27 protein-coding genes are annotated in these 26,687 nt (G+C 73.7%); 21 read left to right on the top strand and 6 right to left on the bottom strand.

The window, feature by feature from the left end:
- Window positions 1–60: 60 nt before the first annotated feature.
- From LWC33_RS28815 to LWC33_RS28785, 7 genes are all read left to right on the top strand, one after another.
- Window positions 61–1,035 carry a hypothetical protein gene (locus LWC33_RS28815; protein WP_233307838.1) on the top strand — a complete coding sequence of 325 codons (975 nt, stop codon included), beginning with the start codon at window positions 61–63 and terminating at the stop codon, window positions 1,033–1,035.
- A 278-nt stretch (window positions 1,036–1,313) separates the two neighbouring features.
- Window positions 1,314–1,817: a DUF389 domain-containing protein gene (locus LWC33_RS28810; RefSeq protein ID WP_233307837.1), complete on the top strand. Its 504-nt coding sequence runs from the start codon at window positions 1,314–1,316 to the stop codon at window positions 1,815–1,817.
- Between the two features lie 50 nt (window positions 1,818–1,867).
- Window positions 1,868–2,833 carry a cyclase family protein gene (locus tag LWC33_RS28805; RefSeq protein WP_233307836.1) on the top strand — a complete coding sequence of 322 codons (966 nt, stop codon included), beginning with the start codon at window positions 1,868–1,870 and terminating at the stop codon, window positions 2,831–2,833.
- Between the two features lie 252 nt (window positions 2,834–3,085).
- On the top strand, window positions 3,086–5,239 hold the full coding sequence (locus LWC33_RS28800) for an ABC-2 transporter permease (RefSeq protein WP_233307835.1): 2,154 nt from the start codon (window positions 3,086–3,088) through the stop codon (window positions 5,237–5,239).
- 63 nt (window positions 5,240–5,302) lie between these two features.
- Window positions 5,303–5,587, top strand: coding sequence for an SH3-like domain-containing protein (locus tag LWC33_RS28795; RefSeq protein WP_233307834.1), 285 nt, complete (start codon window positions 5,303–5,305; stop codon window positions 5,585–5,587).
- Entirely contained in the window at window positions 5,580–5,855 is a 276-nt protein-coding gene (locus tag LWC33_RS28790; RefSeq protein ID WP_233307833.1) for an SH3-like domain-containing protein, read from the top strand. The genes LWC33_RS28795 and LWC33_RS28790 overlap by 8 nt, the downstream gene beginning before the upstream one ends.
- Window positions 5,852–6,457, top strand: coding sequence for a nitrile hydratase subunit alpha (locus LWC33_RS28785; RefSeq protein ID WP_233307832.1), 606 nt, complete (start codon window positions 5,852–5,854; stop codon window positions 6,455–6,457). Before LWC33_RS28790 ends, LWC33_RS28785 begins: the two co-directional genes overlap by 4 nt.
- A gap of 57 nt (window positions 6,458–6,514) precedes the next feature.
- Here the strand turns inward: LWC33_RS28785 and LWC33_RS28780 are convergent, their stop codons facing one another.
- Entirely contained in the window at window positions 6,515–7,462 is a 948-nt protein-coding gene (locus LWC33_RS28780) for a LysR family transcriptional regulator (protein ID WP_233307831.1), read from the bottom strand.
- A gap of 127 nt (window positions 7,463–7,589) precedes the next feature.
- Here LWC33_RS28780 and LWC33_RS28775 point away from each other — a divergent pair, with 127 nt between their 5' ends.
- The 6 genes from LWC33_RS28775 to LWC33_RS28750 are packed head-to-tail and all read left to right on the top strand — an operon-like array spanning window position 7,590 to window position 14,468.
- Complete coding sequence (locus tag LWC33_RS28775; protein WP_233307830.1) at window positions 7,590–8,477, top strand: FAD binding domain-containing protein; 888 nt, start codon at window positions 7,590–7,592, stop codon at window positions 8,475–8,477.
- Window position 8,478: 1 nt separating this feature from the next.
- On the top strand, window positions 8,479–8,961 hold the full coding sequence (locus tag LWC33_RS28770; RefSeq protein ID WP_233307829.1) for a (2Fe-2S)-binding protein: 483 nt from the start codon (window positions 8,479–8,481) through the stop codon (window positions 8,959–8,961).
- The gene (locus tag LWC33_RS28765) at window positions 8,958–11,324 is read left to right on the top strand and encodes an aerobic carbon-monoxide dehydrogenase large subunit (RefSeq protein WP_233307828.1); all 2,367 of its coding nucleotides are present in this window, start codon (window positions 8,958–8,960) and stop codon (window positions 11,322–11,324) included. Before LWC33_RS28770 ends, LWC33_RS28765 begins: the two co-directional genes overlap by 4 nt.
- On the top strand, window positions 11,321–12,247 hold the full coding sequence (locus tag LWC33_RS28760) for an XdhC family protein (protein WP_233307827.1): 927 nt from the start codon (window positions 11,321–11,323) through the stop codon (window positions 12,245–12,247). Before LWC33_RS28765 ends, LWC33_RS28760 begins: the two co-directional genes overlap by 4 nt.
- Complete coding sequence (locus tag LWC33_RS28755; RefSeq protein ID WP_233307826.1) at window positions 12,244–13,164, top strand: AAA family ATPase; 921 nt, start codon at window positions 12,244–12,246, stop codon at window positions 13,162–13,164. The genes LWC33_RS28760 and LWC33_RS28755 overlap by 4 nt, the downstream gene beginning before the upstream one ends.
- A complete protein-coding gene (locus tag LWC33_RS28750) occupies window positions 13,161–14,468 on the top strand; it encodes a vWA domain-containing protein (protein WP_233307825.1) in 1,308 nt (435 codons plus the stop codon). The genes LWC33_RS28755 and LWC33_RS28750 overlap by 4 nt, the downstream gene beginning before the upstream one ends.
- Here the strand turns inward: LWC33_RS28750 and LWC33_RS28745 are convergent.
- On the bottom strand, window positions 14,359–15,432 hold the full coding sequence (locus LWC33_RS28745) for a DUF2332 domain-containing protein (protein ID WP_233307824.1): 1,074 nt from the start codon (window positions 15,430–15,432) through the stop codon (window positions 14,359–14,361). The genes LWC33_RS28750 and LWC33_RS28745 overlap by 110 nt on opposite strands.
- Before the next feature lie 24 nt (window positions 15,433–15,456).
- Window positions 15,457–15,912, bottom strand: a complete 456-nt coding sequence (locus LWC33_RS28740; protein WP_233307823.1) for an ArsI/CadI family heavy metal resistance metalloenzyme — start codon at window positions 15,910–15,912, stop codon at window positions 15,457–15,459.
- Between the two features lie 72 nt (window positions 15,913–15,984).
- Here LWC33_RS28740 and LWC33_RS28735 point away from each other — a divergent pair, with 72 nt between their 5' ends.
- Both LWC33_RS28735 and LWC33_RS28730 read left to right on the top strand, forming a co-directional pair.
- On the top strand, window positions 15,985–16,359 hold the full coding sequence (locus tag LWC33_RS28735; RefSeq protein ID WP_233307822.1) for an ArsR/SmtB family transcription factor: 375 nt from the start codon (window positions 15,985–15,987) through the stop codon (window positions 16,357–16,359).
- Window positions 16,360–16,388: 29 nt separating this feature from the next.
- Entirely contained in the window at window positions 16,389–17,363 is a 975-nt protein-coding gene (locus LWC33_RS28730) for an SAM-dependent methyltransferase (RefSeq protein ID WP_233307821.1), read from the top strand.
- On the opposite strand, the gene LWC33_RS28725 is transcribed toward LWC33_RS28730, so the two are convergent.
- Complete coding sequence (locus LWC33_RS28725) at window positions 17,356–17,922, bottom strand: TetR/AcrR family transcriptional regulator (protein ID WP_233307820.1); 567 nt, start codon at window positions 17,920–17,922, stop codon at window positions 17,356–17,358. The two genes, LWC33_RS28730 and LWC33_RS28725, sit on opposite strands and share 8 nt — an antisense overlap.
- A 74-nt stretch (window positions 17,923–17,996) precedes the next feature.
- Window positions 17,997–18,962 (bottom strand): LysR family transcriptional regulator, encoded by a 966-nt coding sequence (locus LWC33_RS28720; RefSeq protein WP_233307819.1) that lies wholly within the window; start codon window positions 18,960–18,962, stop codon window positions 17,997–17,999.
- 119 nt (window positions 18,963–19,081) lie between these two features.
- Between LWC33_RS28720 and LWC33_RS28715 the strand changes: the two genes are divergently transcribed.
- The gene (locus tag LWC33_RS28715) at window positions 19,082–20,839 is read left to right on the top strand and encodes an FAD-dependent oxidoreductase (RefSeq protein WP_233307818.1); all 1,758 of its coding nucleotides are present in this window, start codon (window positions 19,082–19,084) and stop codon (window positions 20,837–20,839) included.
- A gap of 11 nt (window positions 20,840–20,850) precedes the next feature.
- Window positions 20,851–22,758, top strand: a complete 1,908-nt coding sequence (locus tag LWC33_RS28710; protein ID WP_233307817.1) for a maleylacetate reductase and hydroxyquinol 1,2-dioxygenase domain-containing protein — start codon at window positions 20,851–20,853, stop codon at window positions 22,756–22,758.
- Between the two features lie 3 nt (window positions 22,759–22,761).
- Here LWC33_RS28710 and LWC33_RS28705 read toward each other — a convergent pair whose 3' ends face one another.
- The gene (locus tag LWC33_RS28705) at window positions 22,762–23,214 is read right to left on the bottom strand and encodes a MarR family winged helix-turn-helix transcriptional regulator (protein ID WP_233307816.1); all 453 of its coding nucleotides are present in this window, start codon (window positions 23,212–23,214) and stop codon (window positions 22,762–22,764) included.
- An 82-nt stretch (window positions 23,215–23,296) separates the two neighbouring features.
- Here LWC33_RS28705 and LWC33_RS28700 point away from each other — a divergent pair, with 82 nt between their 5' ends.
- From LWC33_RS28700 to LWC33_RS28685, 4 genes are all read left to right on the top strand, one after another.
- Entirely contained in the window at window positions 23,297–24,436 is a 1,140-nt protein-coding gene (locus tag LWC33_RS28700; protein ID WP_233307815.1) for an LLM class flavin-dependent oxidoreductase, read from the top strand.
- Window positions 24,437–24,438: 2 nt separating this feature from the next.
- A complete protein-coding gene (locus tag LWC33_RS28695) occupies window positions 24,439–25,074 on the top strand; it encodes an FMN reductase (protein WP_233307814.1) in 636 nt (211 codons plus the stop codon).
- A 222-nt stretch (window positions 25,075–25,296) separates the two neighbouring features.
- Window positions 25,297–25,623, top strand: a complete 327-nt coding sequence (locus tag LWC33_RS28690) for a DUF1330 domain-containing protein (protein WP_233307813.1) — start codon at window positions 25,297–25,299, stop codon at window positions 25,621–25,623.
- 640 nt (window positions 25,624–26,263) lie between these two features.
- On the top strand, window positions 26,264–26,687 hold a 424-nt coding region (locus tag LWC33_RS28685; RefSeq protein WP_233307812.1), incomplete at its 3' end, for a hypothetical protein.

Here is a 26,687-nt window from a genome sequence, read left to right as displayed (position 1 = left end):
GCGTGCTTTCGCCCGAGCCGGGCGGTTCCGACGGCTCATGGTGTCCAGGACGATCGGCGGATGAGCCTGGGGGACGCTTTCGAGGTGCCACCGGACGCCCGGGTCCGGCACACGGGTGGTCGTGGTCCGCTGGTCAGCCGGGTGCATTGGCAGCACGCCGACGGCTCGACCGCTACCTGGGAGTCCCGGCTCGCCCGCAAGCGGGGCTTCGTCGAGGTGGTCCGGGACGGCACCGTCACGCGGATCCTGGCGCGTCCGGCCGTCGCCGTCCGGCTGCGGCGATGCAACGATCTCTCGGGGGTGTCGTTCTTCCTCGGCGGTGCGCTGTTCACCCTGGGTGCGCTGCTGGCGCAGTACGGCGGAGCACCGCTGTCCACCCTCGACTGGACGTTCCTGATCGGCGGGTTCTGGTTCTCCACCGGCGCTTATGCGGCTCTGGTCCAGGAGCTGAACTCGCCTCGCAAGATCGGCGAGGACGGAGCGCTGGTCGCCCGCCCCTGGCGGTGGTGGGCGTACGAGCCGGGCCGGCCCGGGTGGGTGGCGGCGTTCGTCTTGTTCTGTGGCACGTTGGCGTTCGCGATCAGCCTGCTCGACGCGTTCTTGTCGGGCCTGAGCGCGCGCCAGGTCGACCGGTTGGTCTGGGCGCCGGAGGTGGTCGGCTGCATCCTGTTCCTGCTGTCCGGACACGTCGGCATAGTGGAGGTCTGCCACGGCCGGTTCCGTGTGATGACCTCGTCGCTCGGCTGGTGGATCGTCATCGTCAACCAGGTCGGGTCGTGGCTGTTCATGCTGTCCGGGCTCGCCGCGTTCGTGCGACCCGTCACCGGTGACGCGATCAGTGTCGGGGTGATCAACTGGGGCACCGCGTCGGGCGCGGCGTGCTTCAGCGCAGCCGGGCTGGCCCAGTTGTTCGAGCGGCCCGCGGTCGCGCGTCCTGTCGTCCGGGACCCGGGCGCAGGCATGACGCCACAGGCCGTACCCGGTAAGAGCACGGCCACTCGCGAGCCGCCCCCGGATTCGGTGCCCCGACGGTGACTCACCCTCGCGGGGTGACGTCGTCCCCTGCTCGTGGGCCGCACCCTCGTCTCGGCCCGGCTGCTCGCCTGGGGGGCGCGAGGAACGGACATCAGCGTGATCGGCCACGACACCGACAGCACCGACGACCCGGCCCGGCGAGCGCCTGCTCGGCCGCCGGTGTGAGCCGGCCGGGACGGCGTGGTGATCCATCTCCGCGTGGTCAGCCCACCCGATGTCACCGGCGCGCTGATGACGATGCTGCGCGGCGAGCCTGCGGGATCCTCATCGTCGGCGCGATGGTGGTCGGACCGGAGTACGGCGCCGTCCTCAGCCTCGCGTTCGGCGTCACCCGCCGCGACCTCGTCCGGGTACGGCGCAGTGCGGGCGCGTTGCTCGTGGGGTTCACCCTCGCCGTGGCCGGCGCGCTGCTGCTGTCCCTCGGCGTCCGGTGGGCAGCGCTGGAGCCCGAGCTCTACGCCCTCGGCGTGCGTCCGGTGTCGAACCTGATCGACACCCCGAACTGGTTCTCCTTCATCGTCGCGGTGCTGGCCGGGGTGGTCGGCGTCGTCTCGCTGACCGAGGCGCGGTCGAGCACGCTGATCGGGGTGTTCATCTCCGTGACGACCATCCCGGCGGCCTCCGACGTCGGCCTGTCGCTGGCCTTCGGGAGCGGGAGCGAGGCGTGGGGCTCGTTCCTGCAGCTGCTTCTCAACGTCACCGTCCTCGCCGCCGTCGCGATCGCCGGACTCCCCGTGCAGCGGCTCGTCTGGCAGCGGGCCGTGCGGCGCGGTCGGGGATGACCGGCGCGCGCCCGCAGGGTCCGGACCCGAACCGATCGGAGGCCGAAGGCATGACAGGCAGCCAGTTCACCGCCACCGACCCGCCTGCGTTCCCGCCCGGGCCGATGAGCGAGACCGAGTTCCGCACGCTGTACGAGCAGCTTCGCGCCACCCCGCCGTGGGGGCCGGACGACCGGCGGGGCGCGTTGAACTACATCACGCCCGCCGAGGTGCTCGTCGCCATCGGGCAGGTCAGGCTGGGCCGCACGGTGTCCCTCGAGGCGCCGATCGAGCACCAGCCGGCCGCCGACAACCCTGATCCGGCCCGGCACCGGATGAAGGGACCGCCGGGGGCCGACGCCGGACCGGGGGTGTCGTTCAGCCTGGACCGGATCGCCATGAACATCCACGGCAACGCCGACAGCCACCTCGACGCGCTCTGTCACGTCATCTTCGACGGGACCCTGTACAACGGGGTGCCGGCGGACACCGTCACGGAGGACGGGGCGGCCGAGCTGTCCGTCGAGACCGCGGCCGAGGGCATCGTCGGGCGCGGTGTGCTCCTCGACGTGCCGCGCTCCCGCGGCGTGCCCTGGCTGGAGCCGGGCGACCACGTGACGGTGCAGGACCTGCTCGCCGCCGAACGGGACCAGCAGGTGCGGGTCGGCCGGGGCGACATCCTGTGCGTGCGGGTGGGGCACCGCCGCCGACGGATGGAACAGGGCCCCTGGGATGCCGCGGAGGCCCGGGCCGGGCTGCATCCGGGCGTGCTGTCCTTGCTGGCGGAGCGGCAGATCGCCGCCCTGGCCGGGGACGGCAACAACGACACCGCCCCCAGCGCCGTCGGGGGGGTCGACTTCCCCGTGCACGTCCTGGCCGTCAACGCGCTGGGCCTGCATCTGCTCGACTACCTGCAGTTCACGGAGCTGGCCCAGGTGTGCGCGGAGGCCGGCCGCTGGTCGTTCCTGTGCGTCGTCGCGCCGCTGCGGCTGCCGACGGGCACGGGGTCGCCGGTCAACCCGATCGCGATCCTGTGACCGGTCCCGGGCGCCACGCCTGCGAAGGCGTCACCCCCGTCGGGTGAGGCCGCCCGCCGGTGCGCGGGCCAGCCTCGGACTCTCTCCTGGAGCCGAAGTCAGCGGACTGCGCCGGACGAGTCGGTGGAATGTCACGGGTTCCGGGACCGGTGGGTGTGCCACAGGCCCCAGGACGATCCGACCCTCGGGCCGGACGATCCGCGACACGGATCGAGGGTCAGGGGCTCACGACTGCAGCGTGCGGGAGCTGGCATGGCCGAGCCCGAGACGGGCCGCGAACCGATCACGGCGACCGCGGCGGACGCGACACCCGCTCAGCGGGGCGCACCCCCGGAGCCACCTCCGACGGGCACCCGGCCGGGCGGAGGGTGGCGCCGGATCGTCGCCGCCCTGGCGGTGGTCGCGATCGTGCAGGTGCTGCTGGCGCTGTGTCTGGTCAGCGCCGACCAGAAGCTGGAACCGCACAACCTGCCGTTCGGGGTGACCGGCTCCTCGCCCGTCAGCTCGGCGGTGACGTCGAAGCTGTCGCTGACGCTGACCAGCTACCCCGACCAGGCCGCGGCCGTGCAGGCGGTCGACAACGGGGAGATCTACGGCGCCTATGTGCCGGGTGGCGCCTCCGACACGCTGGTCATCGCGCCGCAGAAGAGCTTCTTCGCCGCGATCATCCTCGGCGCAGCCTTCGAGGACGCCGCGCACCAGGTGGGGCGCCCCGTCACCGTGGACGACGCCAAGCCGTTGCCCCTGCGCGACCGGACCGGCGGCGTCACCGGCCTGCTGCTGTTGCCGCTGCTGATCGGCGGTTTCCTGGTGGCCGTCTTCGTCCTGAAGGCGACCGGTCGGGCGGCCGCTCGATGGCGCGTGTCCATCCTGGTCGGCTACTCCGTGATCGGCGCGCTGCTCACCGACCTGATCGCCGGTCCTGGCATCGGGGCCTTCGGCTCCGACCGGTTCTGGCCCCTGCTGCCCTGCTTCATCCTCGTCATCGCCGCGGTGGCGATCCCGGCGGCGGCGATCCAGCGGCTGGCAGGCCGGCTCGGCTCGCTGATCGTGGTGGTGGCGTTCATCGTGCTGGGGCTCGCCTCGTCGGGCGGGCTCGGGCTGTCCCTGCTGCCGGTGTTCTGGCAGACCGTCGGCACCGCGCTGCCCCCGCAGCACGCGGTCACCCTGATCCGCAACACGCTGTACTTCGGCGGGCACGGTCTCACCGTCCCGCTGCTGGTGCTCTTCGCGTACGTCATCGTGGGCACCGCGGTCCTCGGCTACTTCGAGTGGTTCCGCGAGGCCCGCCCGCACCCGCCGGCCGTGACGCCCGATCCGACCACGGCCACCCCGCCCGGTTCGGCGGGCCCGTCGCACCGCCGTGCGGCCGCTCCGTCGGCCCGGCGGACGGCAGCGGTCGCCATTCTCGGTGCCCTCGCCACCGCGGCGGTGATGCAGGCCCTGTTCTCCACCACCTACATGGCCTCCGGCCACTCGCCGGTCGCCGACCAGATGCCGGTCGGCGTGGTCGGCGCCTCACCGCTGATCGGCCAGGTGCAGCAACAGGGCTACTCGCTCGCGGTGCACGAGTACCCCACCGCCTCGGCGCTCCAGCAGGCGATCGACCAGGGCGAACTGTTCGCCGCACTGGTGCCCGACACGCCGCCGGGGGCCAGCACCCTCCTCGTGGTGCCCACGCAGAGCGACCTGGCCCCGCTGGACATCGCCGACCAGTTCCGGAGCGCCGCCGTCGCGACCGGCCAGCAGCTGCAGGTCCAGGCGTCCGAGCCGACGCCGCTCGCCTCCGGCGACCCGTACGGGATCGTGCTGTCGATCATGCTCGCGCCGCTGCTGATCGGCGGCTACAACGCCTCCACCTCGCTGATGGGGGCCACCGCCGAGGCCACCGCTCCGTGGCGGGTGGGCATCCTCTGCGGCTTCGCCGTGCTCGGGGGCCTGCTGGTGAGCCTGGTCGTCGGCCCGCTGCTGCACGGCTTCCCGCCGGGCAAGTTCTGGCTGGTCTGGCCGATCGCCGCGCTGATCATCGCCGCGGTGGCGCTGTTCGCCTCGGTGCTGCAGAAGCTGCTCGGTCCTCCCGGCACCCTGCTCACCGTCTTCGTGGTCATGCTGCTGGGCAACCCGTCCTCCGGCGGTGCCAACGGGGTGCCCTACCTGCCCGGCTTCTGGCGCGACCTCGGCCCGTACCTGCCGCCGCGCAACGCCTACCTGCTGCTGCGCAACACCGTCTACTTCGACGGCCACGGCATCGCGCCCCATCTCTGGGTCCTGCTCGGGTACCTGGTCGTCGCCGGCGTGATCAGCAGCCTGCTCGGCTGGTTCCGCACACCACGCAGCCCGATCTCGGCCGATACCGACACCCAGGCCGCGGCCATGACCACCGCGGCCGTCGCCGCGCCGCCGTGATCGGGGGACTCCGACCCTCTCACCGGGATGACTGCCTCGGAGGTTCTGAGGTAGGAAGAGCCGGTGAGCCGCATCAACGACGTCGGCGGGATGAGCGGCTTCGCGCCGATCGTCGAGGAGCCCGACGAACCGCGCTTCCACGCCGACTGGGAGGCGCACGTGTTCGCCCTCAACGGCGCCCTGATCCGGCGCGGTGTGTACAACCTCGACGAGTTCCGCGACGCGCAGGAGCGGCTCCCGGTGCAGGAGTACCTGGCCGCCTCCTACTACGAGCGGTGGTTCGCCGCGATCCGCCTGCTGCTGGCGGAGAAGGGCGTCGCGACCGCTGAGGAGCTCGCCCATGGCTGACCGGTTCGCGCCGGGCGACCGGGTGCGCACCCGGTCGGTCGACGTCGCAGGCCACACCCGGCTGCCCGGCTACGCCCGCGGCGCGGTCGGCACCGTGGCGGAGCAGGCGGGCCGGCACCCGCTGGCCGACGAGCGGGCCCGCGGCCGGCACACCGAGCCGCACCCCGTGTACCACGTCCGCTTCGCGGCGGCGGACCTGTTCGGCTCCGGCGACCACACCGTCGTCGTGGAGCTCTGGGAGGACTACCTGGTGGAGGAGCGGGGATGAGCGGGGCACACGCGAGCTCGACGATCTCGGCCGAGGTCCGGCACGTCGAGTCGCTGCTGGAGGCACGCGGTCTGCTGGAACCCGGGGAGATCGACACCCGCATCGACGAGTTCGCCGCCAAGGGGAGCCCGGCCAACGGAGCCCGGATCGTGGCGCGGGCCTGGACCGACCCGGGGTTCGCGGAGCGGCTGCTGGCCGACGCCAACGCCGCGATCCGTGAGCTGGGCCTGTCCATGGCGGGCGGGATCCAGGAGCAGCGGCTCAAGGTGGTCGCGAACGGGGTGGGCGCGGACGGGACGGAGGAGCACCACGTCGTGGTCTGCACGCTGTGCTCCTGCTACCCGATCGCGCTGCTCGGACCCTCGCCGACCTGGTACAAGAGCGAGGCCTACCGGTCCCGGGTGGTGCGCGACCCGCGCGGCGTGCTGCGCGAGTTCGGGCTCGAGCTGCCGGACTCGGTCGCGATCTCGGTGTGGGACGCGAGCGCCGAGTCCCGGTACATGGTCCTGCCCCGCAGGCCGGAGGGCACGGACGGGCTCACCGAGGAGCAGCTCGCCGGGCTGGTCACGCGGAAGGGCCTGATCGGCACCGCCGCGGTCTGAGCTCTGCCGAACGTCGAGGCAGCGCCGACCACGACGGAAGGCCGGGAAGCAGCAGGATCAGCTCCAGATCGTCACGTGGACGGGCGGGCGGAAGCGCGACGGCGGCACCCCCGTGCCGGGGGAGCGCAGCAGCTTCGTCGCCTCCGGGGTGCCGAGGAACCGGCGCAGGGTGGTCGCGCCGGGAGCGCGACGGTCGACGGGCGGCATCGTGGCGTGCCAGCACAGCTCGACCGGGGTGCGCGGCACGTCGATGACCTGCAGCTCGCGTCGGCGCAGGTGGTGCACGGCCAGATGGGTCCACCCCGTCGCCACCCCCCGGCCCCTGGTCGCCGCGTCCCAGGCCGCCGTCTGGTTGGGGAAGACGCTCCGGCGGGACTCCGGTACGCCGAGCGCGGCGAGCAGGCGACCGACCTCGCTCCCGGGGTCCGTGCCCGACGGGTCGATGAACCAGTTCCATCGGGCCGGGGTGCCGCGGAGCAGGACACCCGGTGCGGCCAGGACGGCCAGCCGGCACTTCATGATCGGCTCGCTGACGAGACCGAGGCTGCGGTCCCCGGTGAGCCGGGGCCCGAGGGCGATGTCCGCGAGCCGCTGCGCCACCAGCGCCGCCATCTCTCCGGTCCCGGCCACGCCGGCGGTCAACTCGACGGAGCCGGCCGTCCGCGCGCCGAACGCGGCCGCCAGCGGGCCGGCGACGAACTCGACGACGTCGCTGGGCGCGACGAGCCGGACCTGCTCGGGCGCGCCGAGGGCCGAGCGCACCGCCGCCTCGGCCTCCGCGCCGAGCCCCACCAGCTGGGCGGCGATGGGCAGCAGCCGCTTCCCTCCGGGGGTCAGCACCATGCCGGCCGCGCCGCGGGTGAGCAGAGGGTCGCCGAAGTGCCTGCGCAGCGCCGCGAGCGCCTGGGAGACGGCCGGTTCACTCACACCGAGGGTGCTCGCGGCGGCCGTGACCGACCCGAGCCGGGCGGCGAGGACGAACACGCTCAACTGGGTCAGCGTCATCGCGGGCTCCCCCCGGCCCCCATAAGCGAAGGCTTAAGCATCCGTTGCCGCCGAGTGTGCTTGACATCACAATGACTCGCCACGTCGGCCGACGTCCACCATGGGACGTCCGACTCCGGGAGGCGCCATGCAGGTGCCTGCGCAGTTCGAGTACGAGCGGGCGACGAGCGTCGACCACGCCGTCGCGCTCCTGCAGCGGTACGGGCCGGAGTCGCGGCTGCTCGCCGGGGGACACAGCCTCATCCCGATGATGAAGCTGCGCATCGCGAACCCGGAGACGCTGATCGACATCAACGGGCTCGACGAGCTGGGCACCATCCGGCTCGACCGCGACGAGCACGGGGCCCAGCTCTGTCTCGGCGCGCTGGTCCGGCACGCCGAGCTGCTGGCGTCCGCCGTCGCGGGCGAGCACTTCCCGATGTTCCACGACGCCGAGCGCGTCATCGCCGATCCCGTGGTGCGCAACCGCGGGACGATCGGCGGCTCGCTCTGCCAGGCCGACCCGAACGAGGACCTCTCGGCGGTCTTCACCGCGCTGCGGGCCGTCGCGGTCGTCCAGGGACCGGACGGCCGCCGCCTCGTGCCCGTCCGCGAGTTCCACGTCGGTCCGTACCAGACGGTGGTCGAGGACTCCGAGATCCTCGTGGAGGTCCGGGTCCCGGTCCGGCCCGGCGGGGGGAGCGCCTACACGAAGGTGGAGCGCCGCGCCGGGGACTGGGCCGTCGCGGCCGCGGGCGCCGCGCTGTGGCTGGACGGCGGCCGGGTCGCGGAGGTCGGGCTCGGGCTGACCGCCGTCGGGGCCGACCGGTTCGGGGCGCCCCGGGCCGAGGAGTTCCTGCGCGGCGCGCCGGCGACCGAGGAGAGCTTCGCCGAGGCCGGGCGGATCGCGGCCGAGCACTGCCGGCCGGTCGCGGACCAGCGGGGGCCGGAGGACTACAAGCGGCACCTCGCCGGCGAGCTGACGGTCCGCTCGCTGCGCCGGGCCGCCGCACGCGCCCGCGGGCTGGAGGCCTGACATGCAGATCACCGTCACCGTCAACGGCGCCGAGTACACCCGGGACGTCGAGCCCCGGCTGCTCCTCGTGCACTTCCTGCGCGACGAGCTGGGGCTCACCGGGACCCACTGGGGCTGCGACACCTCCAACTGCGGGGTCTGCGTCGTCCTCCTCGACGGACTGCCGGCGAAGTCGTGCACCGTGCTGGCCGTCATGGCCGACGGGCACGAGGTGCGCACCGTGGAGGGCCTGGCCGGCACGGACGGCAGCGACGGGCTGGATCCGGTGCAACGGGCGTTCAGCGACATGCACGGCCTGCAGTGCGGGTTCTGCACGCCGGGGATGCTGCTGACGAGCAGGGCCCTGCTGGACCGCAACCCGGACCCGTCGGAGGCGGAGATCCGCGAGGCCATCTCGGGGCAGGTCTGCCGGTGCACGGGCTACGAGAACATCGTGCGTGCCGTGCGGGCGGCCGCCGAGCGCGCCGGGACGGTGACGTCATGACGACCCACGCCGCCGACACCACGCCCATGGGGTTCGGTTCCATGCGGCGCAAGGAGGACGCCCGCTTCCTCCGCGGCAAGGGGCGCTACCTCGACGACATCGTGCTGCCCGGCATGCTGCACGCGGCGATCCTGCGCAGCCCCCACGCGCACGCCCGGATCGTGTCCGTCGACACCAGTGCGGCCGAGGCCCACCCCAAGGTCACGGCCGTGATCACCGGCGAGACCCTCACCGGCCTCGGCCTCGCCTGGATGCCGACGCTGAGCCACGACGTGCAGGCCGTGCTGGCGACGGACAAGGTGCGCTTCCAGGGCCAGGAGGTCGCCTTCGTCGTCGCCGAGGACCGCTACGCCGCCCGCGACGCCCTGGCGCTCATCGAGGTCGAGTACGAGCCGCTGCCCGCGGTCGTCGACGCCACCCGCGCCCTCGACCCCGACGCCCCCGTGATCCGCGACGACCTCCACAAGACGGACAACCACATCTTCGACTGGGAGGCCGGCGACGCCGCCGCCACCGACGAGGTCTTCGCCACCGCCGACGTCGTCGCCGAGTGCGACCTGCTCTATCCGCGCTGCCATCCCGCCCCGATGGAGACGTGCGGCTCGATCGCGAGCATGGACCCGGTGAGCGGCAAGCTCACCGTCTACACGACCACCCAGGCGCCGCACGCGCACCGCACGGTCTACGCCCTGGTGGCCGGGATCCCCGAGCACAAGATCCAGGTCATCGCGCCGGACATCGGCGGCGGCTTCGGCAACAAGGTCGGGATCTACCCCGGCTACGTGTGCGCCGTCGTCGGGTCGATCGTGACCGGGCGGCCGGTCAAGTGGGTCGAGGACCGCTCCGAGAACCTGATGAGCACGTCCTTCGCCCGCGACTACCACATGCACGGCGAGATCGCCGCCACGAAGGACGGCACCCTGCTCGGCGTGCGCGTGAAGGTGCTCGCCGACCACGGGGCGTTCAACAACACCGCGCAACCGTCCAAGATGCCCGCCGGACTGTTCCACGTCTTCTCCGGCTCCTACGACCTGAAGGCGGCGCACTGCGCCGTCACCGGCGTCTACACCGACAAGTGCCCGGGCGGGGTGGCCTACGCCTGCTCGTTCCGGATCACCGAGGCCGTCTACCTGATCGAACGGCTCGTGGACGTGCTCGCGCGGGACCAGGGCTGGGACCCGGCGGAGCTGCGGATGAGGAACCTGGTCCGGCCCGAGCAGTTCCCGTACCGGACCGCGCTGGGCTGGGAGTACGACTCCGGGAACTACCCGCAGACCCTGCGGAAGGCGCTGGACCTGGCCGGCTACGCCGAGCTGCGCCGCGAGCAGGCCGAGCGGCGGGCCCGCGGCGAGCTGATGGGCATCGGCGTCTCGTTCTTCACCGAGGCGGTCGGTGCGGGCCCGCGCAAGCACATGGACATCCTCGGCCTCGGCATGGCGGACGGTGCCGAGCTGCGGGTGCACCCCACCGGCAAGGCGGTGCTGCGGCTGTCGTGCATGACCCAGGGACAGGGCCACCAGACGACGTTCGCCCAGATCGTCGCGGAGGAGCTGGGCATCTCGCCCGACGACATCGAGGTCGTCCAGGGGGACACCGACCAGACGCCGTTCGGGCTCGGCACCTACGGCTCGCGTTCGACCCCGGTCTCGGGGGCGGCGACCGCGATGGTGGCGCGCAAGGTCCGGGAGCGGGCCCGGATCGTGGCGTCGGCGATGCTGGAGGTCGCGCCGTCGGACCTGGAGTTCGCCAAGGGCCGGTTCCACGTCAAGGGCGACCCGGCGGCGTCGGCGACGATGGCCGAGATCGCGATGGCCGCGCACTCGGACCTCGAGCTGCCCGAGGGCGTCGAGGGCCACCTGGACGCCACCTGCGTCTACAACCCGCCGAACCTGACCTATCCGTGCGGCGCCTACGTCTGCGTCGTCGACGTCGACCCGGGCACCGGACAGGTCGCGGTGCGTCGGTTCGTGGCCGTCGACGACTGCGGGGTGCGGATCAACCCGATGATCGTCGAGGGGCAGATCCACGGCGGACTCGCCGACGGCATCGGCATGGCGCTCATGGAGGTCCTCGCGTTCGACGCGGACGGCAACCACCTGGGCGCGTCCTTCATGGACTACCTGCTGCCCACCGCGTTGGAGTGCCCGTCCTGGGAGCTGGGCGAGACCGTGACGCCGTCGCCGCACCATCCGATCGGGGCGAAGGGCGTCGGGGAGTCGGCGACGGTCGGGTCGCCGCCCGCGGTGGTCAACGCCGTCCTGGACGCGATCGGGGTGCGGGACGCCGACATGCCGCTCACCCCGGCGCAGGTCTGGCGGTCGATGCAGGGCAGACCGTTGCGCACGGACGTGGCCGTGACATGACCCTCTCGAGCGACCGGGAGCTCCTCGGCCGGGCGGACGAGCTGCGGGCCGGGCGGACGCCCTACGTGCTCGCGACCGTGGTGCGGGTGGAACGCCCGGCGAGCGCCCGCCCGGGCGACCGGGCGCTGGTGCTGGCGGACGGCACGATCGAGGGGTTCGTCGGCGGGACGTGCGCGGAGTCGACCACCCGCGTGGAAGGGCTGCGGGTGCTCGCCAGCGGTGAGCCGGGGCTGCTGTGGATCAGACCGGGTGGCGCGCAGCTGCCCGCTCCGCCGGGGGTGCGCACCGTCGACAACCCGTGCCTGTCGGGTGGTGCGGTCGAGCTCCTGCTGGAGCCGGTGCTGCCGGCCGCACTGGTCCTCGTCCTCGGCGACGCGCCGGTGGCCCGGGCCCTGGTGCGCGTCGGTGCTGCGGCCGACCACCACGTCCGCGTCGTCACCGACCCGGCGGCGCCGCTGCCGCCGGACACCGCCGCGGTCGTCGTCGCGTCGCACGGCCGGGACGAGCCCGAGGTGCTGACCGCCGCGCTGCGCGCCCGCGTGCCCTACGTGGCGCTGGTCGCGAGCAGGCGGCGCGCGGCCGGTGTGCTGGCGGAGGTCGCGGCACGCGGGGTGCCCGCCGAGGACGTCGCCCGGGTGCACGCGCCCGCGGGCCTGGACATCGGGGCGCGGACGCCGGCGGAGATCGCCCTGGCGATCTACGCCCAGATCGTCGAGAGCCGGCGGTCGGACGCCGCCCCTTCAGCTGCGGGCACACCGGGACCGGCGCACGTGGTGCCCTCGGCGACGGACCCGGTCTGCGGGATGACCGTGGCGGTCGTCCCGGCGGGGATCTCGCTCGAGCACGAAGGCGCCGCGGTCCACTTCTGCGGCACCGGCTGCCGGGACGCCTTCCTCGCCGACCCGGCGGGGTACGGGGGATGAGCCCGCCGGGGCCGCCGGCCGACGTGGACGCGCTGCGCGCGGGGCTCGACGCGACCGGCTACCTCGCCGACGACGCCCTCGCCACGGCACTGTTCCTGGCCGTCCGGCTGGGCCAACCGATCCTCCTCGAGGGGGAGCCGGGGGTCGGGAAGACGCAGGCGGCGAAGGCCTTGGCCGAGGTGCTCGACACGCCGCTCCTGCGGTTGCAGTGCCACGAGGGGATCACCGCGGCCGAGGCGCTCTACGAGTGGAACTACCCACGGCAGCTGCTGTCGATCCGGCTCGCGGAGTCCCGCCACGCCGAGCTCTCCGACGCGGACCTCTTCACCCCCGAGCACCTGCTCGCGCGGCCGCTGCTCGCCGCGATCGAGCACCCCGGCCCGCGTCCGGCCGTGCTGCTGGTCGACGAGATCGACCGGGCCGACGACGAGTTCGAGGCGTTCCTGTTCGAGCTGCTCGCCGAGTCCGCGGTGACGATCCCCGAACTGGGCACGCGGCGTGCGGTGGTCCCGCCCGTCGCGGTGCTGACCTCCAACCGCACCCGGGACCTCCACGACGCCCTCAAACGCCGCTGCCTCTACCACTGGATCGCGCATCCCGGCCCGGACCGGGTCGCGGAGATCGTCCGGCGTCGGGTGCCGGAGGCCGCCGGCTGGCTGGCGACCCGGGTCGCGGGGGGCGTGCACCGGATGCGGGGCCTGGAGCTGCTCAAGGCGCCGGGTGTGGCGGAGGCGATCAACTGGACGAACGCGTTGCACGTGCTGGGTGTCGGTGCCGGTGTCGACGGGGACGGGCCCGGAACGGAGCGCATGCTGCTCGCCGCCGCGGAACGGAGCCTCGGGGCGGTGCTGAAGTACGACGAGGACGTGCAGGCCGTGCGCGTCGCGGGCCTGGCGGGCCTGCTCACGGCGCCGTGAGGGCCGACCTGCCCGTCCTGGTCGCGCGGTTCACCGAGGCCTGCCGGGCGGCCGGGCTGGCGATCGGCCCGGACCGCGCGGAGCGGTTCGCCCGCGCGATCACGGCCGTCGAACCGGCCGGGCTCGACCGGCTCCGGTCGTGCGCGCAGGCGACGCTCGTCTCGGACCCGGCGCAGCTCCCCGTCCTGGAACGGGTGTTCGCCGCCGTCTTCTGTGCCGTCCCTGCCGGCGCGATCGACCCCGCCGCCGCGCACCGCGGCGATCGGGCGACGTCCGGGCCGGATCCTGCGCCCGCATCCGTCGGGCCGCCGACGGTGCCTGCCGGGGCCGCCGCGGACCGGGCGTCGCGGCCGGGTGCCGGGGCGGCCGGGGCCGGGCGGGAGGTCCCCGTCCCCGCCGTCGCCTCCGCGGTCGAACGGCTGGGCAGCCGCGACTTCGACACCCTCGACCCCGACGAGCTCGCGCTGCTGGCCCAGGCCATGCGGCGGCTGCGGATCGCCACCCCGACCCGGACCACCCGGCGGACGCGCCGGGCTTCCCACGGTCCGGCGGTGGACCTGCGCCGCACCCTCCGCGAGGCCCGGCGCACCGGCGGGGACGCCGTCCGGCTGGCCGTGCGGACCCGCCGCCGGCGTCCGCGCCCGCTCGTCGTGCTCTGCGACATCTCCGGCTCGATGGAGCCCTACGCCCGCGCCCTGCTCCAGCTGCTCTACTGCGCCGCCGGCGCGCAGCACGCCGAGGTGTTCACCTTCGCCACCCGGCTGACCCGGCTGACGCGCTCCCTCGCCCGGACCAGCCCCGCGCTCGCACTGGAGCGCGCGGGGCAGCTCGCCCCGGACTGGTCCGGCGGCACCCGGATCGGCGAGTCGGTGGAGCGGTTCCTCGCGCTGCGCGGTGGCGCGCTGGGCCGGGGCGCCGTCGTGCTCGTCGTCAGCGACGGCTGGGACACCGGCGATCCGGCGGTGCTCGGCCGCGCGATGGCCCGCCTGCGCCGGCGCGCCCACCGGGTCGTCTGGGCCAACCCGCGAACCCGGCACGCGGGCTTCCGCCCGCTCGCCGGCGGCATGGCCGCCGCCTGGCCCTACTGCGACGCCGTGGTCAGCGCGCACAGCCTCGACGCGCTCGACGCGCTGCTGGCCGCCCTCGCCGGCGGGGCGGCTCCTCCCCAATGCCCCGACGACGAGGTGGCGGCGGTCAGGACTCCTCGTCCCCCGCCAGCCACGACAGCAGGCGACCCTGTGACCAGCACCGCCCGAGGGCCTCGGCGCGCAGGGTCGAGTGGGCGAACACCGCCAGCCCGATGATGCTGTGGCCGGAGGCGCGGCGGTCGCCGAAGGTCGGGATCGCCGGCGCGACCCCGACCCCTTCCACGGACACCCAGGCCACTGGCCGGTCGGTCGCCGCGTCGCCGAGGCGGTGGAGGAAACGGAGCCGGTTCTCGAGCGGGAAGCGCGACAACGCCCGGGTCGTGGTGACGACGGGCAGGGCGTCCACGGGCACCCGGGCGAGGGCGTCGGGCAATACGTCGACGGCGTCACCGCGCAGCAGCAGGGGAGGTGTCGTCGCGGCCAGCGCCAGCTCCGCGTCGAGCCTCCCGATCCGCTCCGGCTGATCCGGCCACAGGCAGGCGCGCAGCCATCGAGCCTCCTCCTCGTCGGTCACGTCGACCGGGTCGAGGTCGATGCCGATCCGGGCGACGACCTCGGGCAACGGCCGCGTCGGGACGGGCCGGCCGCCCACGATCGACGCCGCCGTCTGCACCGGGGAGGACGGGTCGCCCAACGCCTGCCCGTTGTCGTAGGTGATGCCGACGCGGTCGACGATGAGGTCGAGCCCGGCCGAACAGCCCACGTCGACCAGCCCGACCGCCGTCGCGCCCACCCGGTGCGCCGCCTCGGCGATTGCCGGATACAGCACGGCACCGTGGCCGGTCTCGTCCGCCCGCGTCGGCCGGCGGGTGGCGACGGCCACGACCACGTCGGTCATGTGCAGCAGCGTGTCGATCGCCGCGGCGGCCGCGGCGTCACCGTCCCCGTCGGCGTAGGCCGCGGCGAGTGCCGGGGCGCGCCCGGCGAGGGCGAGGTCGTGCAGCGCGGCGAGGATCACCGTGGGCCGCCGCTTGCGCGCCGGTGCCGTCTCGATGGCGCGCAGCGCCTCGTCGGACCCGCTCAGGGCGACGGCGACCCGCTCGTACAGCCGAGACCTCCCGGCGGCGTCCACCTCACCGAAGCGCCGGTACACCTCGGCGAGTGCGCGAGCCCTACCCACGGGTGCGGCGCTTCCCGCGGTCGGTCAGCCGCAACGGGCGGGCCCGTCGGGAGTTCCGCAGCGACAGGGGCCGTCCGCGGCCGCGCCGGCCGGACGGATCGACGTGGCGTCGGGGGCGTCGGCCTTGACCGTGTAGACCTCCCACGGCTCCTTGCCCGGGCCGTGCACCCAGACCTTGTCCTGCAGGGCGTAGCAGCAGGTGGTGTCGTCCTCGACCTGCGCGGACAGGCCGAGCTCGGACAGGCGGGCCGTGGCCGCGCGGACCTCGTCGGTCGTCCCGACCTCCACGCCGAGGTGGTCCATGACCGTCGGCCCACCCGGCTCGCCCTCGATGAGCACCAGCTTCAGCGGCGGCTCGGCGACGGCGAAGTTGGCGTAGCCCGGCCGGCGCTTGGCGGGCTCGACGCCGAACAGCGACCGGTAGAAGTCGATCGAACCCTCCAGGTCGGCGACCCGCAGGGCGAGCTGGACTCGGGACACGGAGGCCTCCTTGTCTCGACGGTTGTCGAGACAGAGGTTGCTCCTTGATTCGAGGGCTGTCAAGATAGACGTATGCCGAAGCAAGAACTGCCGGTCGTCGACCGGGGAGAGCCGGCCTGTTGCCCGCCGCTGACCAGCGAGCCCCTCGACGCGCAGCGCGCCGTGCAGCTGGCCCGGGCGTTCAAGGCCCTCGGCGACCCGGTTCGGCTGCGGCTGCTGTCGCTGATCGCCTCCCACGAGGGCGGCGAGGCATGCGTGTGCGAGCTGACCGGCGTCTTCGACCTGACGGGTCCGACGATCAGTCATCACCTCAAGGTCCTCAAGGAGGCCCGGCTGATCATCGGTGACCGCCGTGGGACCTGGATCTACTACCGCGTCGCACCGGACACGCTGCGCATGCTCGGCGACGTCCTCGCCCCGACCTCGGTCGCCGAGCCGGCGGCATAGCCGTGCCCGGCCCGGGACGCAGCTGCCCGGTGGCCTACCGCCACCGGCCCGAGGAGCTGGCCGGACCTCCGGCCTTCGCCTGCACCACGCTCTACGTCGTCGGCGGGCTGTACGGCAACGCGCACGCCCTCGAGGCCGTCGTCGCCCGCGCCGCCGCCGAGCCGTCCCCGCCGGAGATCGTGTTCAACGGCGACTTCCACTACCTCGACACCGACCCCGGCCTCTTCGCCGCCGTCGAGGCCGGGGTCCACGCCCACCGCGCGACCCGGGGCAACGTCGAGTACGCCCTGACCGCGGACGACGACACGGTGGGCTGCGGCTGCGACTACCCGGACTACGTCGCCGACACGGTCGTGGCCGGCTCGAACCTGGTGGTGGAGCAGCTCCGCACGGTGCCCGACGACCGCGCCCGTGCCCGGCTCGCGGCGCTCCCGCACCAGCTCACCGCGAACGTCGGCGGCCACCGCGTCGGGATCGTCCACGGCGACCCCGAGAGCCTGGCCGGCTGGCGGCTCGCCCTCGAGGCCGTCGACCCGCCGGACGAACGCGCCCGGGCCGTGACCGGCTTCACCGGCCCGGCCACGACGTCGGAGACCGTCGTCGACTGGTGCCGCCGCGCCGGCGTCAGCGTGCTGTGCTGCACCCACACAGGCCTGCCGTACGCGCAGGACCACACCGCCGACGGCGTCCGGTACCTCGTGGTGAACAACGGCTGTGCCGGGCTCCCGAACTTCTCCGGCATGCGCTGCGGGATCCTGACCAGGCTGTCGGTCGATCCGCATCCACCCGACGACGGCCTCTACGGCATCACCCTCGACGGGCTGCGGGTCGACGCCGTGCCCGCCCGCTACGGCCACGACCGCTGGCACGCCGACTTCCTGCGGTGCTGGCCGCCCGGCTCAGCGGCGCACGCCAACTACGCGGCCCGCATCGAGGAGGGGACCTGGCTGACCGTCGACCACGCCACCCGCGGCACCGTGACGGCCGGACCGGGGGTCAGCTGACGCCGGAGGGCGTGGTCGAGCCGGCGCGGAAGCGCAGCCCGTCGACGACGAGGTCGATCATGCGCTCGGTGAGGCCGGAGGCGTCGCTGGGCAGGCACAGGGTGGCGACCCCGTGCAGGAGGTCCATGGCGTCGACGTCGGCCCGGATCTCGCCGGCGGCCGCGGCCGCGTCGAGCAGCGTGCTGAGCGCGGGCCGGAACCGCTGCTCGAAGTAGCCGGGGAGGGCGTCGAAGGCGGGGTCGCCGGAGTGCAGGGCCGCGGCGAGCCCGCGCTTGGTCCCGATGAAGCCGGCGTAGCGGTGCAGCCACCGCGTGAGCGCCTCGGCGGGCCCGTACTCCGCGGTCAGAGCGGGCGCGGCGTCGGCACAGGCGTCGACCTCGTGCCGGAACACGGCCTTGACCAGGTCGGAGCGCTTGGGGAAGTGCCGGTAGACGGTGCCGACCCCGACCCCGGCGGCCGCCGCGATGTCGCGCATCGGGGCGTCCACGCCCGCGGTCGCGAACACCGCCGTGGCGGCCTCGCGCACCGCGTCGATGTTGCGTTGCGCGTCCGCGCGCACCGGCGTCTCCCTCCTCGCGGACCAGCCGATGTCGGAAGGCTGTTCCGGTTGTCGATGGTAGGTCACGGACCGGCTCACCAGTGGGCGGCGCCGAGGCCGTGACGGGCGTGGGCGGGGCCGAGCACGTCGGGCTCCGGGGTGGCGAGCGCGGTGCGCAGGAAGCGGTGCAGCACGGGGGAGTCCTCGTCGGGGCGCCAGCACACCGCCGTCTCGACGACGGGGCCGTGCTGGCGTGGCGGCCGGGCGACCAGCCCGTCCCAGAGCATCGAGGTGTATTGGGCGGGCAGCAACGTCACGCCCGCCCCGGCCTCGACCAGCGCCATCGCCTGCATGATCGACCCGGCCTCGACCAAGCCGTGCCCGCCGTCCGGCGCGGCGACCGCCCACGCCGCGCGGACGTGCGCCGCGAACCCCTCGCCCACCGCGTCGGCGACCACCACCCGCGCCCCCTGCACCCGGTCCAGGTCGACGCGGTCCTCGGATGCCTCAGGGTGCGCCCCGGGCAGGACCGCGACCAGCGGTTCGCGGGCGACGACCGCCACCTCGAGCCCCCGGGCGCGGGCCCGCGGGTGTCGGGTCCCGCCCGGCTCACCGGGGGCGAGGTGGAGGAGCCCGGCGTGGGCGTCGCGGCGGTGGACCCGCTCGACGACCTCCGCGTCGGTGCCCTCGACGACGGTCAGGTCGACGCCCGCCCCGAGGGCGGCCCCGCCGGTGAGGTGCGGCAGCAGCCGGGGCGACACCGTGTGCCCGACGACGACGCCGAAGCGGCCGCGGGTGCCGAGGCCGACCGTCCGGACCTCCTCGGCCGCGGCGGACACGTCGGCGAGGACCCGGCGGGCGCGCTCCACCAGCACCCGTCCCGCCGCGGTGAGGTCCACCCCGCGGCCGTGCCGGACCAGCAGCTCGACGCCGAGCTCGCGCTCCAGGGCCCGCAGCCGCACGGTCAGGGGCGGCTGCGTCATGTGCAGCCGGGCGGCGGCGCGGCTGATGGAGCCCTCCTCGGCCACGGCCACCACACACTCCAGCGCCCGCAGATCCATAGGCGCAGCGTATAGCCGACCCCCGGTCTCGGTATTGGACGTATGGGAGCCCGGCTTCGCATACTCGGACCAGGTGCCGACGCACCCCGGAGACGGCGCACCCCAGAGACGAGGTCGGCGTGAGCGAGCAGACGGTTCTGACCACCGACGTGCTGGTCGTCGGAAGCGGCCCGGCCGGGGCGTCGGCCGCGTTGTTCCTGGCCACCTACGGCGTCGACCACATCGTGATCACGAAGTACCGGTGGACGGCGAACACGCCGCGGGCGCACATCACCAACCAGCGGACCGTGGAAATCCTGCGGGACATGAGGATCGAGGACGACGTGCGGGCGCAGGGCACGCCGTCGGCGCTGATGGGCGACACGGTGTTCTGCACGAGCCTGGCCGGCGACGAGATCGGTCGGGTGCGGACGTGGGGGACGCACCCGGCGCGGCGCGCGGACTACACGTTGGCCAGCCCGTCGGACAACTGCGACCTGCCGCAGACGTTGCTGGAGCCGATCCTGATCGGGCATGCGGCGGAGCGGGGCAGCCGGCTCCGGTTCGACACCGAGTATCTGGGCCTGGTGCAGGACGGCGACGGCGTGACGGTGACCGTGCGGGACCGGCTCTCGGGCCACACCTATCCGATCCGGGCGAAGTACGTGATCGGCGCGGACGGCGGGCGCAGCCAGGTGGCGCGGGATGTGGGGCTGCCCTTCGAGGGGCAGATGGACATCGCGGGCAGCATGAACATCGTCTTCCACGCGGACCTGTCCCGCTTCGTGGAGCATCGGCCGAGCGTCCTGTACTGGGTGCTGCAGCCCGGCTCGGACATCGGCGGGATCGGGATGGGCCTGGTCCGGATGGTCCGCCCGTGGGACGAGTGGCTGATCGTGTGGGGCTACGACATCACGGCGCCGCCGCCGGAAGTCGACGACGCGATGGCCACGAGGATCGTGCACGACCTGGTCGGCGACGACACCGTGCCGGTGACGATCCGCTCGACCTCGTTGTGGGGCAACAACAAGATGTACGGAACGCGGTATCGGGCCGGGCGGGTGTTCTGTGCGGGTGATGCGGTGCACCGGCATCCGCCGTCGAACGGGTTGGGCTCGAACACGTCCATCCAGGACTCCTACAACCTCGCGTGGAAGCTGGCGGCGGTGCTGTCCGGGAAGGCCGGTGAGGAGCTGCTCGACAGCTACGACGCCGAGCGCGCCCCGGTCGGGAAGCAGATCGTGCTGCGCGCCAACAAGTCCATCGAGCAGTTCGGGCCGATCTTCGACGCGCTCGGGTTCACCGACTGCGACGACCCCGCGCAGCAGATCGCGAGCATGCGGGCCCGCGGCGACGACACCCCGGAGGCCGCGGAACAGCGGATCGCGTTGCGCAAGGCGCTCGAGCTCAAGGACTACGAGTTCAACGCGCACGGCGTGGAACTCGGCCAGCGCTACCGTTCCGGTGCGGTGGTCGGCGACGGCACGCCGGAGCCGGAGTACGACCGGGATCCGGAGCTGTACTACCACCCGACCACCTGGCCGGGGGCCCGGCTGCCGCACTGCTGGCTCGGCCGCGGCGGGCACAAGGTCAGTACCCACGACGTGACCGGCAAGGGCCGGTTCACCGTGCTCACCGGCATCGCGGGGCAGGCGTGGGCCGACGCCGCGGAGGCCGCGGCCCGGTCGTTGGGCATCGAGGTCGACGCGCACGTGATCGGCCCGGGCCGGGAGTACACCGATCTCTACGACGACTGGGCGCGCCTGCGCGAGGTGTCCGAGTCCGGCTGCGTGCTCGTCCGGCCCGACGCGCACGTCGGCTGGCGGGCCCACGAGCTCCCCGCCGACCCGGAGCGGGAGCTCACGACGGCGCTGGCGACGCTGCTGGCCCGGGCCTGAGGGGAGACGTCGTGGAGCAGTTCACCTACACCGCGCAGCCGGCTCGGATCGTGTTCGGGTCCGGCACGCTCGAGCGTGTCGCCGACGAGGTGGCCCGGCTCGGCCGCTCGCGCGCCCTGGTCCTGGCGGGGGAGCACCTGCGGGCGGTCGGCGACCGGGTCGAGGAGATCCTGGGCCCGCTCGCCGCGGGCCGCTTCGACGGCGCGGCGATGCACACGCCGGTCGAGGTCACCGAGCAGGCACTCGCCGTGTTGCGCGAGACCGGCGCGGACTGTGTGGTGGCGGTCGGGGGCGGCTCGACGACCGGGCTGGCCAAGGCGCTCGCCGTCCGGACCGGGGTCGACCAGGTCGTCCTGCCGTCCACCTACGCCGGCTCCGAGGTCACGCCGGTGCTCGGCGAGACCGAGGACGGGGTCAAGACCACCCGCGCCGACCCGGCGATCCTGCCCGAGACGGTGATCTACGACGTCGAGCTGTCGGCCGGGCTGCCCCGTCCGCTGGCCGTGACCAGCGCGGTCAACGCGCTCGCCCACGCCGTCGAGGCGCTCTACTCGCCCGACGCCAACCCGGTCGTCGACGGGATGGCGCTCGACGCGATCCGCCATCTCGCGCGAGGGCTGCGGGCGCTCGACTCAGGGAGGGGCCGCGCGGACCTGCTACGCGGCGCCTGGCTGGCCGGTACCTGCCTCGGCGCCGTCGGGATGGGCCTGCACCACAAGCTCTGCCACACCCTCGGCGGCAGCTTCGGGCTGCCGCACGCCCCGACCCACACCGTCGTGCTGCCACACGCGATGGCCTACAACGCCGCCGCCGCACCCGAGGCGATGCGACGGGTGGCCGAGGCGCTCGGGACGGCCGACGCGCCCACGGCGGTGTTCGACCTGATCGTCGAGGCGGGCGGGCCGACGTCGTTGCGCGAGCTGGGGCTCGCCGAGGCCGACCTCGGCCGGGCGGCCGACCTCGCCGTCGGGAAGCCCTATCCGAACCCGGCCCCGCTGACCCGCGACGGCCTGGCCGGGCTGCTGCGCCGGGCGTGGGCGGGGGAGCGGCCCGCGGGCGGCGCCGTGAGCACGATCGACGCCCTGACCGCACAGGTCGTGGCGACCTTCGCGGGCACCGAGGACGCGCGGCTGGGCGCGCTGCTCACCGACCTCGTGCCGCGGCTGCACGCCTTCGCCGTGGACAACGACCTCACCCAGGCCGAGTGGCAGCAGGGCATCGACTTCCTCACCCGCACCGGACAGACCTGTACCGACACCCGGCAGGAGTTCGTGCTGCTCTCCGACACGCTCGGGCTGTCCAGCGTGGTCGACGTGCTGGACAACTCGCGCACCCCGGACACCACGCCGTCGGCCGTGCTGGGGCCCTTCTACGTGGAGGGGCCGCCCGAGCTGCCGCAGGGCGCGGACGTGTCCGCCGGCCTGCCGGGCACCCCGCTGTACGTCGACGTGACCGTCACGGACACCGACGACCGCCCGGTGGCCGGCGCCGTCGTCGACGTCTGGCAGTCGAACGAGGACGGGTTCTACGACGTCCAGCTGCCGGACCTGGACGGGCCGGTGCTGCGCGGCCGGCTGCGCACCGACGACGGGGGCCGCCTGCGGTTCCGCTCGATCCTGCCCTCGGAGTACCCGATCCCCGACGACGGCCCGGTCGGCGGGATGCTGCGGGCGGCCGGCCGACACCCCTATCGGGCGCCGCACCTGCACTTCATGATCGACGCGCCCGGACACCGGCGGCTGATCACCCAGCTCTTCGTGCGCGGCGGCCGCTACCTCGACTCCGACACGGTGTTCGGCGTGAAGGAGGACCTGGTCGTCGACTTCGTGCCCCGGACCGGCCCGACGCCCGACGGCGCGCCGGTGGCGGGGGAGTGGCGGGAACTGCGCTACACGTTCCGGATCGCGACGACCGGCTGATCGTCAGCCCGCCGCGCGGATCCGGCCGAGCACGGTCTCCGCGATGCCGGCCAGCGCGTCGACCTGGTCGGCGTCGAGGCCGTCGAACATCAGCTCCCGCACCGCCTCGACGTGCGCGGGCGCGGCCTCCTCGATCGCGCGCCGCCCCTCGGGGGTGAGGACGACGAAGGCGCCGCGGGCGTCGTCGGCGCACTCCTCGCGCTCGACGAGCCCGCGCTTCTGCATCCGGGACAGGTGGTGGGAGAGCCTGCTCTTCTCCCACTGCAACGCCTCGGCCAGCTCCAGCACGCGAACCCGCTCGTCCCGATCGGTCAGGGCGACGAGGACGTCGAAGTCCGCGTAGGACAGGCCGGAGTCCGCCTGCAGCCGCCGGTGGAGCCGCGCCTGCAGCTGGGCCTGCATCGCCAGGTAGCCGCGCCACGCGCGCTGCTCCCGCTCGTCGAGCCATCGGGTCACGGGGTCCAGCGTACCGGAATAGTTGACACGTCATCGAAGTTCAGGGAAGGTAGATGACACATCAACCAACGAGGTGAGGGTCATGCAGTTCGGAGTGTTCTCCGTCAGCGACGTCACGATCGACCCGACGACCGGGCGTACGCCGTCCGAGGCGCAGCGGATCAAGGACGTCGTGACGATCGCGAAGAAGGCCGAGGAGGTCGGCCTGGACGTCTTCGCCCTCGGCGAGCACCACAACCCGCCGTTCTTCTCCTCGTCGCCCACCACGACCCTCGGCTACATCGCGGGGCAGACCGAGCGCCTGCAGCTCTCGACGGCCACCACGCTGATCACCACGAACGACCCGGTGAAGATCGCCGAGGACTTCGCGATGCTGCAGCACCTGGCGGGCGGGCGCGTCGACCTGATGATGGGCCGCGGCAACACCGGCCCGGTCTACCCGTGGTTCGGCAAGGACATCCGGGACGGCATCCCGCTGGCCATCGAGAACTACGCCCTGCTGCGCCGGCTCTGGGACGAGGACGTGGTCGACTGGGAGGGTCGCTTCCGTACCCCGCTGCGCGGCTTCACCGCGACGCCGCGTCCGCTCGACGGCGTGGCGCCGTTCGTGTGGCACGGCTCGATCCGTAGCCCGGAGATCGCCGAGCAGGCCGCCTACTACGGCGACGGGTTCTTCCACAACCACATCTTCTGGCCGGCCGAGCACACGAAGCGGATGGTCGAGTTCTACCGCCGTCGCTTCGAGCACTACGGCCACGGCGCCGCCGACCAGGCGATCGTCGGGCTGGGCGGGCAGGTGTTCATGCGCAAGAACAGCCAGGACGCGGTGAGCGAGTTCCGGCCGTACTTCGACAACGCCCCGGTCTACGGGCACGGGCCGTCGTTGGAGGACTTCAGCCGGGAGACCCCGCTGACCGTGGGCAGCCCGCAGCAGGTGATCGAGCGGACCCTCGGGTTCCGCGACTACGTCGGCGACTACCAGCGCCAGCTGTTCCTCGTCGACCACGCGGGCCTGCCGCTGAAGACCGTGCTGGAGCAGCTGGACATCCTGGGCGAGGAGGTCGTGCCGGTGCTGCGCAAGGAGTTCGCTGCGCTGAAGCCCGCGCACGTGCCCGACGCCCCGACCCACGAGTCCCTCGTCGCCGCGCGCGGCGCCAAGGACTCGACCGTGTACGCCCCGGCGGACGACGTCACCGGGCAGGCTCCCGAGGAGGCGGCCTGATCATGGAGAAGCGCAGGATCGCCGTGGTGAGCGCGGGACTGTCCGTCCCGTCGTCCACCCGGCTGCTGGCCGACCGGCTCACCACGGCGACCGTGGCGGCGCTGCGCCGCCGCGGCGTCGAGGCCGAGGTGGAGGTCGTCGAGCTGCGCGAGTACGCCCGCGACCTGGCCGACAACCTGGTCACCGGCTTCGCCAACGCCGATCTCCGGCCGGCGCTCGACGCGGTGACCGGCGCGGACGGGATCATCGCCGTCACGCCGATCTTCTCGGCCTCGTACAGCGGGCTGTTCAAGACGTTCTTCGACGTCGTGGACAAGGATGCGCTGACCGGCAAGCCCGTGCTGATGGGTGCGACGGCCGGCACGGCCCGGCACTCGCTGGCGCTCGAGCATGCGATGCGCCCGCTGTTCGCCTACCTGCGCACCGTCGTCACGCCGACCGCCGTGTTCGCGGCCTCGGAGGACTGGGGTGGTGCAGGGGAGGCGAGCCACGGCCTGGCCTCGCGGATCGAACGCGCGGCCGAGGAGCTGGCCGAGCTGGTCGCCGCCCGTCCCGCGACCCGGGCGGCGGACCCGTTCGCCGACGCTCCCTCGTTCGAGGCGCTGCTCGGCGGCGTGGGAACCGCTGCCGTGGGGTGAATCCTGCCGCGGCGTGAGACGCTGCAGAGTGGATCTTCTGTGGAGTGGAATGCCGGCAAAGTGGCGTGCTGCGGAGTGGAATGCCGCGGAGTGACGTGCCGCGAAGTGGCCCCTGCCGCGGAGGCCCCGTCCCTGGTCGGACGGGGCCTCCGGCGTTCTCGGGGGATGTGCTCCTCGGGCCGCCGGTGGGAACATCGTCGGCTCGTGCAGAGGGGGTGTGCCATGACAGATGACACGGAGCCGGCCTCGGGTCGCTACTACGTCCTCGTCGACGTGGAGGTCCGGGACCCGGAGCGGTACCGGACCTATATGGAGAAGGTGCGCCCGGCGCTGGAGGCGGCCGGCGGGCGCTATCTGGTCCGCGGGGGCTCCCACACGGTCTACGAGGGCGGATGGACGCCTGCCCGGCTGGTGCTTCTCGAGTTCCCGTCGCGGGAGGCGTGGGAGGCCTTCTACGAGGGGCCCGAGTACGCCCCGATCCGGTCGCTCCGCGACGAGACCAGCACCGCCCGGTTGGTCGGGGTGGAGGGGTTGGCGCCGGGGACCTGAGTCTGAGGAGCGGGACGCCGAGAGGGCGGGAACTGAGGGGGCGGGACGTGGCGTCGGGCCGGGTCGGGCTGAGGGGTGAGGAGAAGCTCGGCCGCCGGTGGAGGACCAGGGCGCGCCCGTGATGGGATCTGACGCAGGGCCCCGGAGCTTGCCCGTCCGAAATGTCGCGCTCGGGCCGGACCTGACGGCTCATCCGCCGGGAAGGCCATCCCGACCTGTTCGCTCCGTGCACGACCTCCCCTGGGACGTGCGCCAACCACCGACCTGGTGAACTTCTCGTTCGGCAGACGCGACAGAGTGCCAGGAAGGTCGTCGTGACGATCGGACTCGCTCGGCGCTCGTGACTCGGTCTCGTCGTGGAGCAGGTGCAGCGGGAGCGTTGGACCTCGGTGGTGGGCCGATGGGGCGGGACCGAGAGCGTCCACGGCGGACTCCGGGCGCAGGACGGGCTCGAGCTCGTCCTACCGAGATGTCGCGCTCCACACTGGCCTCACGGCTCCCCGCATCCAGGTCAACCGCCCGAGCCTCTCTGCACGTGGCCTCCCCGGGGAGTGCAACCAGGCGCCGGCCGGGGCGGTCTTCTTCGGCAGCCGCGGCCGGAATGCCGGAAATTGTCGGTGGTCGAAGATATGTTCGACGTGTGCAGCTGACCGGGTGTCTTCCGGCCGGGCTGGCGGAGCTGCCGCCCGGCCCGGAACTGGCTGCTGCGCTGGCCCGGATCGACCTGGCCGCGGTGCCGGCCGGTGAGCGGTTGGCGGTGCTGGAGGCCTGGCATCGCCAGGAGAGCCACGCTCGGGCGTGGTTCGTGCGGGCGATGGTCGCGGTCGGTTATGCCGATCCGGAGCGGCTGGACTCGGCGGCGGAGTTGCCGGAGCCCTACCTGGACTGGGCCGACGAGATCCGGGCGGCGCTGGCCTGGACCCGCCGGGCCGCGGACGGGCGCGCGGACGAGGCGTTCTTCCTGGTGGCCGAGTTGCCGGCGGTGTGGTCGGCGTTGGAGCGCGGGCACATCGACTGGCCGAAGGCCGCGGTGTTCCTACGCCACCTGGTCGGGCTCCCGGCCG

It is taken from the genome of Pseudonocardia terrae, from assembly GCF_021343995.1.
Classification (GTDB): Bacteria; Actinomycetota; Actinomycetes; order Mycobacteriales; family Pseudonocardiaceae; genus Pseudonocardia; species Pseudonocardia terrae.
Note: the sequence above shows the minus strand (reverse complement) of the source record. Positions and strands in the feature narration are given on the sequence as shown.